This is a genomic window from Sinomonas sp. P10A9, from assembly GCF_041022165.1.
Classification (GTDB): Bacteria; Actinomycetota; Actinomycetes; order Actinomycetales; family Micrococcaceae; genus Sinomonas; species Sinomonas puerhi.
On sequence record NZ_CP163302.1, the window covers coordinates 2,968,900 to 2,983,931 of the forward strand.

The window sequence follows — 15,032 nt, forward strand, 5'->3', positions numbered from 1 at the left end:
ATTGGCGCGGCGGCAGATCGCAATTATCGTCGGGGCAGTGCTCGCTCTCGCCCTCGTGGCCGGCGCGATCGCGCTCGCCGTGATGCGTTTCGCTCCGAGCCCGACGGCGGGTCCCTCAGCAAGCGCCTCTGTGTCACCGTCGGTGTCACAATCCGCAACGCCCACCCCAACCTCAACGGCAACACCCTCAGCGCCCGGTAGCCCACCCACCGGAACCGTGCCGGGTCCCCAGCCCAGCGAACCCGCTGCTCCCGCCCCGCCGCAGCCCGAGCCGGCGCAGCCGGCCCCACCCGCCCCCGAACCCCAGCCCCAGCCCGAGCCCCAGGCACCCGTGCTGCCAGAGGCGCTGCGCGGCCTCGACGTGGAGCGGATCGCCACTTCACAGAAGCTCGTGGCCCTCACCTTCGACGCAGGCGCCAACGACGCCGGCCTCGCCTCAATCCTCTCCACGCTCGCCGCCAACCACGTCCCCGCGACCTTCTTCCTGACCGGCAGGTGGGCGCAGGCCAACCCGGCCAAGGTCGCGCAGATCGCCGCAGCGGGGCATCGGATCGGCAACCACTCGATGACGCACACCGACATGACCACCCAGACCGATGCGCAGATTGCCGCCGAACTCGCCAACGCCCAGGCCGCGATCCAGGCCGGAGGCTCGGACCCGAGACCGCTCTTCAGGTTCCCCTCCGGCGCCCGCAACGCACGCACCATCGCGGCCGTCAACGCCACCGGCTACGCGGCGATCCGCTGGACCGTCGACTCACTCGGATGGCAGGGAACCATGGGCGGGGCCCGCGGACCGGGGTTCGTCACGCAGCGGGTCCTCGCCGCCCTCCAGCCCGGCGAGATCGTGCTCATGCACGTCGGCTCCAACCCCGACGACGGGTCGACTCTGGATGCAGCGGCCCTGCCCGACATCATCGCGCAGATGCGCGCGGCGGGCTACGGCTTCACCACCTTGGACATCCTCCTCTGACCCACCGCCCGCCCCACGGTCTCCGGTACGGATCTCGCGCCCCTCTTCGGGCGTCGGGAACGACGACGGTCGGCGAGATCTGGCGCATTCCGGCCATTCCGCGGGACAATGGACAGTACAGAACCTCAGAGGTGATCGCGATGCGATGGCTCAAAGTCTTCACGTCCTCCCGAACAACACACCTGCGCCAACCAGGCGGCCCTGCATCCCACGGCGTGGGCCGGAACCCGGGAATGCCGCATCTCGCCGCGGCCCAGATCCCCGGGCCCGACGCGGGCCGGCTGCTCGCAGGTGAGAACGGCACGATCCCAGACGACGCCGCGGATCCAGTCGAGAAGCAGGGCCACCTCGAGAAGCAGGGCTGGCCGCGCCGGCGCAGCGCGAGCCAGCGCAAGTCCTGATTGCAGGGGATCCTGAGAACCGGTCGGAATCAGCGGCCGCAGCAAGCAGGCACGGACGACGGCGGCCGGCCACCTTCCGTACGGAAGGCGACCGGCCGTCGTCGTGCGCCGCATCGAAGAGGGAAGGCGGGGCCTACTCGACCGTGACCGACTTGGCGAGGTTCCGCGGCTGGTCGACGTCGTAGCCCTTCGCGGAGGCGAGCTCGGCGGCGAAGATCTGCAGCGGCACGGTGGTGAGCAGCGGCATGAGCAGCGTGGGCGTCTCCGGCACGTAGAAGACGTGCTCGGCGTACGCGCGCACGGCCTCGTCGCCCTCCTCCGCGATCACGAGCGTGCGGGCGCCGCGGGCGCGGACCTCCTGGATGTTGGAGACCACCTTGGCGTGCAGCGAGTCGCGCCCGCGCGGGGACGGGACTACCACGAAGACGGGCTGGCCCTCGTCGATCAGCGCGATCGGGCCGTGCTTGAGCTCGCCGGCGGCGAAGCCCTCGGCGTGGATGTACGCAATCTCCTTGAGCTTGAGTGCCCCCTCGAGCGCCACCGGGTAGCCCACGTGGCGGCCCAGGAACAGCACGGACCGCTCGTCCTTCATGCTTCGCGCAAGCTCGCGCAGCGACCCGGCATTGTCGAGGACCGTCTGGATCTTCTCGGGGATCTTGTTCAGGTCGGCGAGGACGTCCTTGATCTGGCCCGAGAAGATGTTCCCGCGCAGCTGCGCGAGGTACAGGCCCAGGAGGTACGCGGCGGTGATCTGCGCCAGGAACGCCTTCGTGGACGCAACGGCGATCTCGGGGCCAGCGTGGGTGTAGAGCACGGCGTCGGACTCGCGCGGGATCGTGGAGCCGTTCGTGTTGCAGATCGAGACGGTCTTGGCGCCCTGCTCGCGGGCGTAGCGGACGGCCATGAGCGTGTCCATGGTCTCGCCGGACTGGCTGATCGACACCACGAGCGTGTTGGAGTCCACGATCGGGTCGCGGTACCGGAACTCGTGCGCGAGCTCGACCTCGGTCGGGATGCGGCACCAGTTCTCGATGGCGTACTTCGCGACCATGCCCGCGTACGCCGCGGTCCCGCACGCGAGCACGATGATCTTGTTGACCTTCTTCAGCTCGGCCGCGTCGATGCGCAGCTCGTCGAGGATGAGGCGGCCGGACGGGTCGGAGCGGCCCAGCAGCGTATCCGCCACGGCGGCGGGCTGATCGTGGATCTCCTTCTCCATGAAGGAGTTGAACCCGTCCTTCTCGGCGGACGCGGCGTCCCACGAGACCTCGAACTCCTTGCCCTGGGCGGGCGCACCGAAGAAGTCGGTCACCTCGAATGTGTCCGGCGTGATCGTCACGATCTGGTCCTGGCCAAGCTCCACGGCACGGCGCGTGTAGTCGATGAAGCCGGAAACGTCGGAGCCGAGGAAGTTCTCCCCCTCGCCGAGTCCGACGACGAGCGGCGAGTTCCGCCGCGCCGCCACCACGACGCCCGGCTGCTCCGCGTGCACGGCGAGCAGCGTGAACGCTCCCTCGAGCCGCTGGGCGGCGAGCTGCATCGCGCGGGTGATGTCGCCGTCGGCCGCGCCGCGGTACAGGTCGCCGATGAGCGCGGCCGCGACCTCGGTGTCCGTCTCCGAGAGGAACGTCACGCCCTTGGCCACGAGCTCCGCCTTGAGCGTCGCGTAATTCTCGATGATGCCGTTGTGGATGACGGCGAGCTTGCCGCCGTCGGCCAGGTGCGGGTGCGCGTTGGCGTCCGTCGGGCCGCCGTGAGTGGCCCAGCGCGTGTGGCCGATACCGGTGAAGCTCTCAGGCAGCGGGCGCTCGGCGAGCTCGCTCTCGAGGTTCTTGAGCTTGCCAGCCTTCTTGCGGGACTCGATGGCCCCGTCCGCCACGACGGCGACGCCTGCCGAGTCGTAGCCACGGTACTCGAGCCGGCGAAGGCCCTCAATCACCACATCAAGCGCACTGTAGTTGTTGCTGCCGTCCGCGGCTAGGGCACCGAGCCCTTCGCTGCGCTTGCTGCTGCCGACATAGCCCACGATTCCACACATGGCCTCCATCCTACCGGCGTGGCGATGTCGTCCACATTTCGTGATGCCCGCCTCACTTGACAGAATGCACGGGTGAGTCTGGGAAGAACCGAGTTCAGCGGCGACGGCGCCACGCCCTTCGTGGAACTCGACCGTGCCACGTGGGCGCGCCTCGCGGACCGCATGGAGCAGCCCCTCAACCAGAGCGATATCGACCGCGTACGAGGCCTCGGGGACCCGCTCGACCTCCTCGAGATCCGCGACGTCTACCTCCCGCTCTCCCGGCTTCTCTCCCTCTATGTGGAGGCCTCGGGCGAGCTGCACAACGCGACCCAGACGTTCCTCGGCGAAAAGACCCAGCGCACGCCGTTCGTCGTCGGCGTGGCCGGCTCGGTGGCGGTGGGCAAGTCCACGATCGCCCGCGTGCTGCGCGAGATGCTCCAGCGCTGGCCGTCCACTCCGAACGTCCAGCTCATCACCACGGACGGCTTCCTCTACCCGCTCACGGAACTGACCCGCCGGGGCATCCTGGACCGCAAGGGCTTCCCCGAGTCCTACGACCGGCGCGCGCTCCTGCGCTTCGTCGCCGAGATCAAGTCGGGGGCCGAGGAGGTCCGGGCGCCCTGGTATTCGCACCTCACGTACGACATCGTGCCCGGACGCGAGGTGGTGGTCCGCAGGCCGGATGTGCTCATCGTCGAGGGCCTCAACGTCCTCCAGCCCGCCCGCGCCCGTGCCGACGGTACCGCCGGTCTGGCCCTAAGCGACTTCTTCGACTTCTCCGTCTATGTGGACGCGAAGACGAGCTACATCGAGCATTGGTACGTGGAGCGGTTCCTCAAGCTCCGCTCGGGGGCGTTCGCCCAGCCGGAGAGCTACTTCCACCGGTACGCGTCCCTCTCCGACGAGGAGGCGGCGACGACGGCGCGCAGCATCTGGAAGCGGATCAACGAGCCCAACCTGGTCCAGAACGTGCTGCCGACGCGCGGCCGGGCCCAGCTCGTGCTCACGAAGGACAAGGACCACTCGATCCGCCGCATGCTCCTGCGGAAGGTGTAGCCCAATGGCCGAGCGAAGCGAAGCGGAGTCGAAACCCCACACCATCACGCGCCGCAGCCTCACCCTCGCCGCCCTGGCCGCCGGCCTCACCGCCTGCGCCCCGGAGTCCCGCGCGGTTCCGCCCGTGATCGACTCCTTCACGAGCCCGCCGCCGATCGTCTCGGTGGGGCCGTCTGCGTCACCTTCGGCGACCCCCACCGAGGCGAGCACGACGGCGGCACCCGCCCCCGCGCCGTCGTCCGCTTCTCCCGCCTCGTCCACCAGCGAACGGTTCAGCGCGTCCACGGATCCGGGCAACCCGCTCGTCGTCGTGAACAAGAGGCTGCCGCTCAACCCGATCGACTTCGTGCCGCAGCTGACCACGCCGCGGGTGCAGCTCGCGACCAGCGGCGAGAGCACACAGGTGAATCCGACGACGGCGCGGGCGGCCGAGGCGATGTTCGCCGCCGCCGCGGCGGCCGGGTCGCCGATGACGCTGCTGAGCGGGTACCGGTCGTACGCGACGCAGGCGTCCACCTACAACGGCTGGGTGGCGAGGGAGGGGAAGGCGATAGCCGACGTCGCGTCGGCGCGCCCCGGATTCTCGGAGCACCAGACCGGCTGGGCGTTCGACATCGGCGCACCGGGCGGGACATGCTCCGTGCAGCCGTGCTTCAAGGACACGCCCGCGGCGCAATGGGCGGCGGCGCACGGCCACGAGTTCGGGTTCATCGTGCGCTACCCGTGGTGGTTCCATGAGACCACCGGCTACTACTACGAGCCCTGGCACCTACGCTACATCGGCGTTGAGGCGGCCACGGCCATGCACGTCCGCGGAGTCAACACGCTCGAGGAGTTCCTGGGCCTCCCGGCCGCGCCCGCCTACTGACCCGCTGGTTGAGCGAAGCGACTCCACCGCCCCGCCACGCGGGGGGAAGATATAACCTCGCGTTCACGTAGACGCCGGTTTCCTGGCAGTAGCATCAGCCCCATGCTGAGTGGATTCAGAGATTTCATCATGAAGGGCAACGTCGTTGACCTTGCCGTGGCCGTCGTCATGGGTGCCGCCTTCGGCGCCGTCGTTACCTCGTTCGTCGGTAACATCCTCATGCCTATCGTTTCCCTGCTGGTGGGCCAGCCGAACTTCGACGAGTTCCTAGTCTTCGGGCCGGTGAAGATCGGGTTCTTCCTCACCGCCCTCATCAACTTCCTCCTCATTGCGGCTGCGATCTACTTCGCTGTCGTCATGCCGATGAACCACATGATCGAGCGCCGCAACCGCAAGCTCGCCATCAAGGACGAGGAGCAGGGCGAGGCCATCGACCCGCAGATCGCGCTCCTCACCGAGATCCGCGACTCGCTCCAGGCCCCGCGCCCGTAACTCCAGCCCCCGATTTCCCCAGCGACAACGAAGCGCGACGCCGGCCCTTCACCTCGCGAAGGTGGGGGCCGGCGTCGTGCTCGGCACGGTCAGCGTTGGGCGACGGCCGCGTCGGCGAGCTTCTCGGCGCCGTCCCGCAGTGCCGCCTGCAGGCGGCCTTCGCCGAGCCGCGACGCGGTGGAGGCGAGGATGATGGCGCTCGCGGCGCGGGCCTCCTGGAGGCGCCACGGGTCGGGCTGGGGACTGTGTTCCGGGCCTGAGCCGGGCCACGGGACCGGCCACTTGTGGGGCCAGCTGCCGCAGTAGTCGTCGACGAACTCCGTAAGCCAGCCAGCGGAATCCTCACCCCGGATGTCCGCCTCGATGGCGAGGTGGATGAGGCGCTGGGTCATACGGGCGGCGGCGGTGGCGAGGTCGTCCGGAGGCCCCGGAGGGAGCGGCTGCGGATTGAGCGCCACAGCGGCGAGCCGGTTCGACCGGAAGGCCGAGCGGGGGATGATCGCGTCCCATGCCTCGGGACGCAGCCGGGCGATCACGGACAGGAGCTCGTAGTTGGCCATTCGGTCCTCCATGGTGGAACAGGCAGGTTGACCCCAGCTCGGGCGTGGCCCGTGCAGCCAGTATCGGGGGTCGCGGGCGCGGTAGGAAGAGTCGGTGCAACGCGCTGATGCCCCTACTGGGCGATCAGCTCCACGATTCCGTAGACGCCCGAATCGATGACCCTGCCGGCCCGGAAGCCGGCCGCCGCGCCGAGGGCCTGGAGCTCGGCGGCCGAGCGCTGCCGCCCCTCGGTCTGGGCCAGCATCATGACGTCCGAGATCGAGACCGGGAACGAGGCAACGTTGGGCTCCTGCAGCCACTCGAGGACCAGCACCCGGGCGCCAGTTGCGGCCGCAGCCCGGACCGTGCGGAGCACCTGACTGCATTGCTCGTCATCCCAGTCGTGCAGAACGTCCTTGAGCAGGTACACGTCGGCGCGGGCCTCGAAGCCGGTGAAGATGTCGCCCTCGACCGCGCGAACGCGCTCTGCAACTCCCCGACCTGCCAGGTACTCACCCGAGGCGGCGAGCGGACCGGCCTGGTCAACCAGCACGCCGTCGAGGGCGGGGCACGCCTGGAGCACCGCGGCGAGCATCGCGCCGACTCCCCCGCCCACATCGCACACGGTTCCGTGCTCGGGCCACGGGTAGGCGGCGACGATGAGAGGCGCCGCGAGGAGGGTGAGCTCGTGCATGGTGCGGGCGAAGCTGGCCTCTTCGTCCGGGTGTGCCGCGAGGTGTGCCCACAGCGTGGTTCCCGTGGCCGCGTTGAAGGCAGGCTCGCCGTCCGCGAGGGACTCAGGAAGGCGCAGCCAGCCTGCGAGCACCGCGTCCGACGTCGCGTACCGCACCCACCCTGCCATCGAATGCGGTGAGTCCTCGAGCAGCAGCCGGCCCGTGCGGGTGAGGGTGAAGCCACCGCGGCGGTCGAGCCTGACGAGGCCGAACACTGCGAGGCCGCGCAGCACGCGGTGCACGGTGTCGGCGTGCAGGCCCAGCTCCGCGGCAACCTCCGGCGCCGTCCGCCGGCCGCCTGCGAGCGGCTCGGCGAGGCGAGTGTTCACGGCCGCGCGCATGAGCGCGATGGCCGCGACTCCCCCGCTGACCTCGAGGAAGCGCGCCTGCGGCGGCTTGAGCGCCGCGGCAGTCCGTTCAAGGGCCCCGCTGAGGCTTTGGACGGCTCGGACGACGGCGGGCGGCGGCGTGCGCATGAGCCGAGCGTACCGTCCCGCCCAAGGTGCTTGGGCTCAGGCCGTCTCGAGCGCGAGTTGGCTTTGCACCACGCGCGCGAGTCGCTCGGCGATGGCCTGGGCGGTGCCCTCGTCGGCAGCCTCCACCATCACGCGGACCACGGGTTCGGTGCCGGAGGGGCGCAGGAGCACCCGCCCCGTCTCCCCCAGCTCTGCCTCGGCGGAAGCGACAGCCGCGGCCACGCCGTCGTCCGCGGAGACGCGCGCCTTATCCACGCCCTTGACGTTGATGAGCACCTGCGGGAGGCGGGTCATGACGGAGGCGAGGTCCCTGAGGGGCTTGCCGGTGCGGGCCACCTGGGCGGCGAGCTGGAGGCCGGTGAGGACTCCGTCGCCGGTGGTGGCGTAGTCGGAGAAGATGACGTGGCCGGACTGCTCGCCGCCAAGGGAGTAGTCCCCGGCGCGCATCTCCTCGAGCACGTAGCGGTCGCCCACGGCGGTCTCGCGGACGGCGATGCCAGCGTCGCGGAGCATGAGCTTGAGGCCCAGGTTGCTCATCACGGTGGCCACGAGCACGTTGTCGCGCAGCTTCCCGGCCTCCTTGAGGGCCAGGCCCAGGACGGCCATGATCTGGTCGCCGTCCACGATGGTGCCCTCATGGTCCACGGCGAGGCAGCGGTCGGCGTCGCCGTCGTGCGCGATGCCCAGGTCCGCGCCGTGCTCCAGCACTGCCGCCTGCAGCGGGCCGAGGTGGGTGGAGCCCACGCCGTCGTTGATGTTGAGCCCGTCTGGCTCGGCCCCGATCACGATCACGTTGGCGCCAGCGTCCTTGAACACCTGCGGCGAGCAGCCCGAGGCGGCTCCGTTGGCGCAGTCGAGGACCACGGTGAGCCCGTCGAGGCGGTGCGGAAGGGTGGTGAGGAGGTGGACGATGTAGCGGTCCTCGGCATCGGCGAACCGCTGGATGCGGCCCACGCCGGCGCCCGTGGGGCGGTGCGGCTCCTCGATCAGGAGCGCCTCGATCTGGTCCTCGACCTCGTCGGGGAGCTTGTGGCCCCCGCGGGCGAAGAACTTGATCCCGTTGTCCGGCGCCGGGTTGTGCGAGGCAGAGATCATGACGCCGAAGTCCGCGCCCAGGTCCGCCACGAGGTAGGCGGCGGCAGGAGTCGGGAGAACGCCGGCGTCGTACACGTCCACGCCCGCGCTCGCGAGGCCGGCCTCAACGGCGGCGCTGATGAACTCGCCCGAGGCCCGGGGGTCGCGGGCCACGACGGCGCGCGGCCGGGCGCCGTCCGCAACCTGCCGGTGGCCGAGGACGACAGCCGCCGCCTGGGAGATCTTGAGGGCGAGCTGGGCATCGAGGAGGCCATTGGCCAGCCCCCGCACGCCGTCGGTACCGAAGAGCCTAGTCACCGGGTCAGTCTACTGGCTGGCTGGAGGGCCTTCCTTGTCACAGCCGGGCTATGCCCCAGCCCGCAGCACGGGGAACTGTGCGGTGTAGGTCTCGCCTTCCTCGAGGACCTCGGCGGCGGTGCCGACGATCAGCGGATCCGGGGCGTGCGCCACCTTGGTGTCCTTGCGGTCATACGGGGTGACGTTGAGGATGTACCGCATGGCCTCGAGGCGGGCGCGCTTCTTGTCGTTGCTCTTGATGACGGTCCACGGGGAGTCCCCGGTGTCCGTGTAGAAGAACATGGCCTCTTTGGCGGCGGTGTAGGCGTCCCACTTGTCCAGGCTCGCCATGTCGGTGGGTGAGAGCTTCCACTGCTTCACAGGGTCCGTCTCGCGGGAGGCGAAGCGGTTGAGCTGCTCCTCGCGGCCCACCGAGAACCACAGCTTGTGCAGGTGGATTCCGGAGTTGACGAGCATGCGCTCGAACTCGGGCGCCTCGCGCATGAACTCGTGGTATTCGGCCGCGGTGCAGTAGCCCATGACCCGCTCGACGCCGGCCCGGTTGTACCAGGAGCGGTCCATCATCACGATCTCCCCGCCGCTGGGCAGATGGGACACGTAGCGCTGGAAGTACCACTGGGTGCGTTCGGCGTCGGTGGGCTTCTCGAGGGCCACAATCCGAGCGCCGCGGGGGTTCAGGTGCTCGTTGAACCGCTTGATGGCCCCGCCCTTTCCAGCAGCGTCGCGACCCTCGAAGAGGATGAGGACCTTCTGGCCGGTGTCCTTGACCCACAGCTGGAGCTTGAGGAGCTCGATCTGGAGGGCGCGCTTCTGGCGTTCGTAGGCGGGCCTGGTGAGCTTCTGCTCGTAGGGGTAGCTGTGCCGCCACGCGTCGGGGTCGGCGCTGGGCCTGACCCTGTGGTCGACCTTGCCGATCTCGCGCAGCTCGTCGAGCTCGGCCGCGTAGTCTTCGGTCACAGAAAGGCGTGGATCCTCGGGAACCATGGATTCAGGGTAACGCCGCGCCCCGGTGTTGAGCCGGGCGAAGTTGGGCACTACTTGGCCACCCTGTCGTGTACTCGATTCTCCGCATCAGCTAGTACGTACCCCCACGCGCACCGTAGCTTTGAACGCATGACTGAGGTCCATGGGGGGCCGGCCATCGACATTGTCGTGCCGGTGCACAACGAAGAGGATGCGCTGGCTGGCTCCGTCACGTCGCTCGTCGCCTACCTCGAAGAGGCGTTCCAGATTCCGTGGGTCGTCACCATCGCGGACAACGCGAGCACTGACGGCACCCGCGCCATCGGCGAATCGCTCGCCGCCCAGCTCGAAGGGGTCCGTTACCTGCGCCTCGAGACGAAGGGCCGTGGCTTCGCGCTCAGGCAGGCGTGGATGGAGTCCACGGCGAAGGTCGTCGCCTATCTGGACGTCGATCTCTCCACTGACCTCGCAGCGCTCCCGCCGCTCATCGCCCCACTGCTGTCCGGGCATTCGGATATGTCAATCGGCACCCGGCTGGGCCGCACCGCACGTGTGGTGCGCGGGCCCAAGCGGGAGATCATCTCGCGGACGTACAACGTCATGCTCAAGGGCACCCTCGGTGTGAGGTTCTCGGACGCCCAGTGCGGGTTCAAGGCACTTCGAGCGGACGTGGCGCGCACCCTGCTCCCGCACGTCGAGGACAACGCGTGGTTCTTCGACACCGAGCTACTGGTCCTGGCCGAGCGGGCAGGCCTTCGCATCCACGAGATCCCGGTCGACTGGACCGACGACCCCACGAGCACGGTGGACATTGCCCAGACAGCCATGGACGACATGCGCGGGATCGTCCGTGTTGCGAAATCCCTCGCCCTGGGCCGGATCCCCCTCGCCGCCATCTACGCCGAGCTGGGCCGTCGCCCCTTGCTCCCCGTACGGCCGCCGTCATTCTTCGGCCAAGTCCTGCGCTTCGGCGCGGTGGGGGTCGCCTCTACGATCGCCTACGCCGTCCTCTACCTCATGCTTCAGCCGCTCATGGGAGCCCAGCCGGCCAACTTCTCGGCGCTGCTTATTACCGCCGTGCTGAACACTGCCGCGAACCGGCGCTTTACCTTCGGCATCAGCGGCCCTGCGCACTATGGCGTCCAGCAGTTCCAGGGCCTCATCGTCTTCGGGCTCGCGTGGGGCCTTACGTCCTCGTCTCTCGTGGTGCTTCACGCCCTGAATACGGATCCCGGCGCGACTGCCGAACTGGTGACCCTCACGGCCGCCAACGTCGTGGCCACCGTCATGCGCTTCGCGCTGCTCAAGGCGTGGGTCTTCCGAAGGCGCACGACGGCGGGTGGCCGGGTCCGCGCCGACACCGCCTCCGCGCGGGCGATGGATGCAGCCTGAATGGCGGCTCTCGCTGAATCCGCGGTGCATTCGGACCGCCGGTTCGGATCGCTCGAGCGGGCCGGGCTCGCGATCATCCTGGCCGCAAGCGCGTTCCTGAACATCTGGAATCTCCCGGCGAATGGCTGGGCAAACGCCTACTACTCGGCCGCAGTGCAGGCCGGGCTGCATGACCCCGTTTCGTTCTTCTTCGGTTCCAGTGACTGGGGCAATGCCATCTCGGTCGACAAACCGCCGTTGAGCCTGTGGCTCATCGGGCTCTCGGTCCGCGTGTTCGGGCTGAACAGCTGGGGCCTCCTGCTCCCGCAGGCTCTCTTGGGAGTGGCCACGACGGCGCTCGTCTTCGTCATGGGTCGCCGATACCTCTCCCCCGTAGCCGGGCTGGTCGGGGCAGCAGTCTTCGCGACCACGCCGATCGTCGTCCTCATGTCCAGGTACAACAACCCTGACCCGCTCATGATGTTCCTGCTGCTTCTCGCGCTGGCTGGCGCCCTGAGGGCGGTCGATACGGGGCGGGCGAGGTGGGCGGTGGCCGTAGGCGTAGCCCTCGGCCTGGCCATCCTGACCAAGCAGCTCCAGGCCCTGCTGGTGGCTCCAGCTCTTGCAACCGTTCTGATTGCGGGCGCGTGGGGTCGGGCGCGCGAGATGCTGCGGCTGGCCACATCTGCCGCGCTGCCATTCGTGGTGACGGCGGCGAGCTGGTTCGCAATCGTTGAGCTGACTCCCAAAGATCAGCGCCCGTACATGGGCGGGTCGACGACGAACAGCGCCATTGAGCTCACCTTCGGTTACAACGGGATGCAGCGGATCGTGAGCCAAGACGACCCGGTGGCGATGCTAATACCCTCCCAGTACCGCGATGTGGCAAGTGACGCGGGATTCTTGCGCCTAATCAACGCCAACTACGCTCAGGAGGCGGCCTGGCTCCTCCCGGCGGCGTGTGCGGGCGTCATCTTGCTCGCGCTCGCCATCCGCCGAGTTCAAGGGCGGATCGCGCAGTTGTTCGCTGCGGCTGCAGGGGTCTGGCTCATCACCGCGTTCGCCACTCTGAGCTTCATGGGCGACCAGATCCATACGTACTACACGGCCAGTCTGGGCGTGCCGATCGCGCTGGTAGTGGGGGCGGCAGTACATATCCTCGTCGCACAAGACCACAAGCCCCTGATCCGAGTCATCGCGGGTTTGGGGGTGCTGGCAACGGCGCTCACGTCGGCAGGGATCCTGCTGTCAGTAGCCCTGTGGCCCCGGTGGCTGGCTTGGCTCGTTCTGGGATCAGGGTTGGCCGCTAGCATCGTCACGTTGGTGAAGCCCCCCTGGAAATCGGTCGATCGGTTGGCTGCCTGCCTTGCGGCGCTCTCCCTGTTAGCAGCGCCCCTGGCAACATCTTTCGTCAACGCGGTCACACCCCATCAGGGTTCCAATCCGCTCTCTGGCGGAGTGACTGCACGGGAGGGCAGTATTAGCCGATTCCTGGCAGATGTGGGCCGCGGCGACCCGCGCTGGGCGCGAGACATCGCGATGGGAGCCGACCCCAGTGAAAACCTGGTCCAGACGCTCAAGAACAGCTCTGAATCGTGCAGATGGGCGGCCGCTACCTTGCCGTCGCAGAGTGCCGCAAAGCTCCAGCTGGCGACGGGAAGGCCTGTCATGGCCGTCGGAGGCTTCTCGGCTGTTGATCCGTGGCCAACTCTGGACGTCTTCAAGGCATGGGTGGCAGACGGCAAGATCTGCTATTTCATAGATGATCCGTCTATGGACACAGCTTTGCTCCACGATTCCCCAGCCCGCCAGGTCACCGGCTGGGTTCGAAGTGTGTACTCAGGCACCGACGTTGGCGATATCCGTGTCTATCGGCTTTCGTGACGCGAATACCCGAACGCGCAACCGCGTGATGCGTGTCCTCGTCAGCCGCGACGCGCAGGTGGCCGCATTTGTTTTTGTAACTGGTATCGTATGGCTCGGCTGGAATGTCAGCATCAATGGCTTGGGGAATCCTTACTACGCCGCTGCTACACAATCAGCCTTGGCAAATCCCCACAATCTATTCTTCGGCGCCTCCGACCTCTCGGGCGGCGAGTCCATCGACAAACCCCCGTTTACGGTCTGGCTGACGGTGCCACTCGTCGCGGTCTTCGGCCTTGGATCCTTCCCCGTGTTGCTGCCCAGCATCATCATGGGTGCGGGCAGCGCGTCCTTGGCCTACTTCATCGCACGCACGTACACGAGCCACGTATGGGCACTACTCTCTGGGATTCTGGTGTTAGCGGTGCCTGTCCACGTGAGCATGTCGCGGATCAACAATCCTGACGCGCCTCTCGTTTTCTTCTGCACTGCGGCGGTCTTGGCGGTGCTGCGCCTCAAGAGGCTCTCCACGGCCAGCCTCGTGACGGGGTTCCTGCTAGGCCTCGGCATCCTCACCAAGCAGCTACAGGCCCTGCTGATCGTACCCTCCCTGATGGCAGTGATGGTTCTCCGCTTCCCCGAGTGGAAGCGACTCACACGTGCAGTCGTCGGGGCGGCGCTGGCCAGCGTCGGACCGTCACTCCTTTGGATGGTGCCTGTCATGGCGACGCCCGCACAGAACCGCCCATGGGTAGGGGGCACCAAAAACAATGACCTCATCGACCTCACAATCGGCTACAACGGTATCGGACGGCTGAGCGGTGCGATCGACCAAGGCGATATCCAAGTGGTTGGCGCAAGCGGACCGACCGAATCGTCAGGAAGCTTGACGCGACTATTGACACTCAACTACGCCCCTGAGCTGTTGGGGTTCCTCATCGTTGGAGTCCTCGGCGTCATTCTGCTCTCGTCCCACGCTGCCAGATCCCGCAAGACTCACGCCGCACTCGCTGCCCTATGCCTGTGGTTTGCAGTCGGGTTTATTGTATTCAGCTTCATGGAAGGCGGAATGCACCCGTATTACCTGTCATTCATCGCCATACCCGCCGCGCTCCTTGGCGGATGGGTCATTGAGTCCATAATCAAAGGAAGACATACCGCCACCGCTTGGCGCACCGCTCTCGCCTTGGGCATCGCCACAATATCGATACTTCTCGTGGTGTGGATGTCCTGGTTCCCACCGGGATGGGAATACCTCGCGAAGTTGTCCTTCATCACCGGCTCTGTCGCCGTGCTTGGGCTATTTCTACCCGGACGATTACGTCACAGTGGTCGGCGCATCACCACCATGGGGCTGGTTTTCTTGCTCGCTGTTCCGGCTGCAGGATTCGATGTGGCCACTATGACCAATCCGCAGGATGGAACTTTCTTTCTCTCGGGACCAGTCCCTGCCGTGGACAGCTTTCACCTCGACGACGCCCGCAAGAGGTCGGTGCAATCCGCAGCAGAACGTAATTCGGACGATCTGTTCACGCTCATTCAGCACGCAAAAGCGCGGAAATGGGCGGCCATAACCCTAGGCGGGGAGGCGGCCGCGCGGTACCAACTCGACACAGGGGTGCCGGTCATTGCGCTGGCTGGATTCAACGGAGCGGATGGCTTTCCGTCTCAAGGGCAGCTTGAGTCCTGGATCGCCGGTGGTGATGTCCAGTACTACATTCACAGGGCCGACGTCGCTGACTCATTGCCACTATCTCATCGCACGCTCCAGATGGTGGACTGGATCACGACCCACTTCAGCCGTACGGATGTCAGTGGGGTTGCCGTCTACGATCTGACAGAGCCATTGTCTTAAGTGACGAAAGGCCCGCCCCGCAGATGCG

Annotated in this window: 13 protein-coding genes; 8 read left to right on the top strand and 5 right to left on the bottom strand. The window is 67.5% G+C overall.

The annotated features are described in order from the left end of the window. Positions 1-217 precede the first annotated feature (217 nt). Positions 218-973 carry a polysaccharide deacetylase family protein gene (locus AB5L97_RS13545; RefSeq protein ID WP_369045053.1) on the top strand — a complete coding sequence of 252 codons (756 nt, stop codon included), beginning with the start codon at positions 218-220 and terminating at the stop codon, positions 971-973. A 233-nt stretch (positions 974-1,206) separates the two neighbouring features. Then, positions 1,207-1,374: a hypothetical protein gene (locus AB5L97_RS13550; protein ID WP_369045054.1), complete on the top strand. Its 168-nt coding sequence runs from the start codon at positions 1,207-1,209 to the stop codon at positions 1,372-1,374. Between the two features lie 133 nt (positions 1,375-1,507). Here AB5L97_RS13550 and glmS read toward each other — a convergent pair whose 3' ends face one another. Further along, positions 1,508-3,412 carry a glutamine--fructose-6-phosphate transaminase (isomerizing) gene (gene glmS, locus AB5L97_RS13555; protein WP_369045055.1) on the bottom strand — a complete coding sequence of 635 codons (1,905 nt, stop codon included), beginning with the start codon at positions 3,410-3,412 and terminating at the stop codon, positions 1,508-1,510. A gap of 120 nt (positions 3,413-3,532) precedes the next feature. Between glmS and coaA the strand changes: the two genes are divergently transcribed. From coaA to mscL, 3 genes are all read left to right on the top strand, one after another. Then, positions 3,533-4,450: a type I pantothenate kinase gene (gene coaA, locus AB5L97_RS13560; protein ID WP_374049198.1), complete on the top strand. Its 918-nt coding sequence runs from the start codon at positions 3,533-3,535 to the stop codon at positions 4,448-4,450. Positions 4,451-4,454: 4 nt separating this feature from the next. Beyond that, positions 4,455-5,318, top strand: a complete 864-nt coding sequence (locus AB5L97_RS13565) for a M15 family metallopeptidase (protein WP_369045057.1) — start codon at positions 4,455-4,457, stop codon at positions 5,316-5,318. Between the two features lie 102 nt (positions 5,319-5,420). Then, positions 5,421-5,810 carry a large conductance mechanosensitive channel protein MscL gene (gene mscL, locus AB5L97_RS13570; RefSeq protein ID WP_307955683.1) on the top strand — a complete coding sequence of 130 codons (390 nt, stop codon included), beginning with the start codon at positions 5,421-5,423 and terminating at the stop codon, positions 5,808-5,810. An 89-nt stretch (positions 5,811-5,899) separates the two neighbouring features. Here mscL and AB5L97_RS13575 read toward each other — a convergent pair whose 3' ends face one another. The 4 genes from AB5L97_RS13575 to ppk2 form a co-directional block, all read right to left on the bottom strand. Beyond that, positions 5,900-6,370: a hypothetical protein gene (locus AB5L97_RS13575; RefSeq protein ID WP_369045058.1), complete on the bottom strand. Its 471-nt coding sequence runs from the start codon at positions 6,368-6,370 to the stop codon at positions 5,900-5,902. Positions 6,371-6,483: 113 nt separating this feature from the next. Beyond that, the gene (locus AB5L97_RS13580) at positions 6,484-7,560 is read right to left on the bottom strand and encodes a methyltransferase (RefSeq protein WP_369045059.1); all 1,077 of its coding nucleotides are present in this window, start codon (positions 7,558-7,560) and stop codon (positions 6,484-6,486) included. A gap of 36 nt (positions 7,561-7,596) precedes the next feature. Further along, positions 7,597-8,952, bottom strand: a complete 1,356-nt coding sequence (glmM, locus tag AB5L97_RS13585) for a phosphoglucosamine mutase (protein WP_307955680.1) — start codon at positions 8,950-8,952, stop codon at positions 7,597-7,599. Positions 8,953-9,000: 48 nt separating this feature from the next. Further along, the gene (gene ppk2 / locus AB5L97_RS13590; protein ID WP_369045060.1) at positions 9,001-9,936 is read right to left on the bottom strand and encodes a polyphosphate kinase 2; all 936 of its coding nucleotides are present in this window, start codon (positions 9,934-9,936) and stop codon (positions 9,001-9,003) included. Positions 9,937-10,065: 129 nt separating this feature from the next. On the opposite strand from ppk2, the gene AB5L97_RS13595 reads away from it, so the two are divergent. The 3 genes from AB5L97_RS13595 to AB5L97_RS13605 are packed head-to-tail and all read left to right on the top strand — an operon-like array spanning position 10,066 to position 15,004. After that, the gene (locus AB5L97_RS13595) at positions 10,066-11,307 is read left to right on the top strand and encodes a bifunctional glycosyltransferase family 2/GtrA family protein (RefSeq protein ID WP_307955677.1); all 1,242 of its coding nucleotides are present in this window, start codon (positions 10,066-10,068) and stop codon (positions 11,305-11,307) included. Further along, positions 11,308-13,170, top strand: coding sequence for an ArnT family glycosyltransferase (locus AB5L97_RS13600; protein WP_369045061.1), 1,863 nt, complete (start codon positions 11,308-11,310; stop codon positions 13,168-13,170). Continuing rightward, on the top strand, positions 13,151-15,004 hold the full coding sequence (locus AB5L97_RS13605) for a glycosyltransferase family 39 protein (RefSeq protein WP_369045062.1): 1,854 nt from the start codon (positions 13,151-13,153) through the stop codon (positions 15,002-15,004). The genes AB5L97_RS13600 and AB5L97_RS13605 overlap by 20 nt, the downstream gene beginning before the upstream one ends. The last annotated feature ends 28 nt before the right edge of the window (positions 15,005-15,032 follow it).

Bases quoted from the DNA above. Each gene is read 5' to 3' on its own strand.
- AB5L97_RS13550 (WP_369045054.1), top strand. From the start codon at position 1,207: ATGCCGCATCTCGCCGCGGCCCAGATCCCCGGGCCCGACGCGGGCCGG.
- glmS (WP_369045055.1), bottom strand. From the start codon at position 3,412: ATGTGTGGAATCGTGGGCTATGTCGGCAGCAGCAAGCGCAGCGAAGGG.
- AB5L97_RS13565 (WP_369045057.1), top strand. From the start codon at position 4,455: ATGGCCGAGCGAAGCGAAGCGGAGTCGAAACCCCACACCATCACGCGC.
- mscL (WP_307955683.1), top strand. From the start codon at position 5,421: ATGCTGAGTGGATTCAGAGATTTCATCATGAAGGGCAACGTCGTTGAC.
- AB5L97_RS13575 (WP_369045058.1), bottom strand. From the start codon at position 6,370: ATGGCCAACTACGAGCTCCTGTCCGTGATCGCCCGGCTGCGTCCCGAG.
- AB5L97_RS13580 (WP_369045059.1), bottom strand. From the start codon at position 7,560: ATGCGCACGCCGCCGCCCGCCGTCGTCCGAGCCGTCCAAAGCCTCAGC.
- ppk2 (WP_369045060.1), bottom strand. From the start codon at position 9,936: ATGGTTCCCGAGGATCCACGCCTTTCTGTGACCGAAGACTACGCGGCC.
- AB5L97_RS13595 (WP_307955677.1), top strand. From the start codon at position 10,066: ATGACTGAGGTCCATGGGGGGCCGGCCATCGACATTGTCGTGCCGGTG.
- AB5L97_RS13600 (WP_369045061.1), top strand. From the start codon at position 11,308: ATGGCGGCTCTCGCTGAATCCGCGGTGCATTCGGACCGCCGGTTCGGA.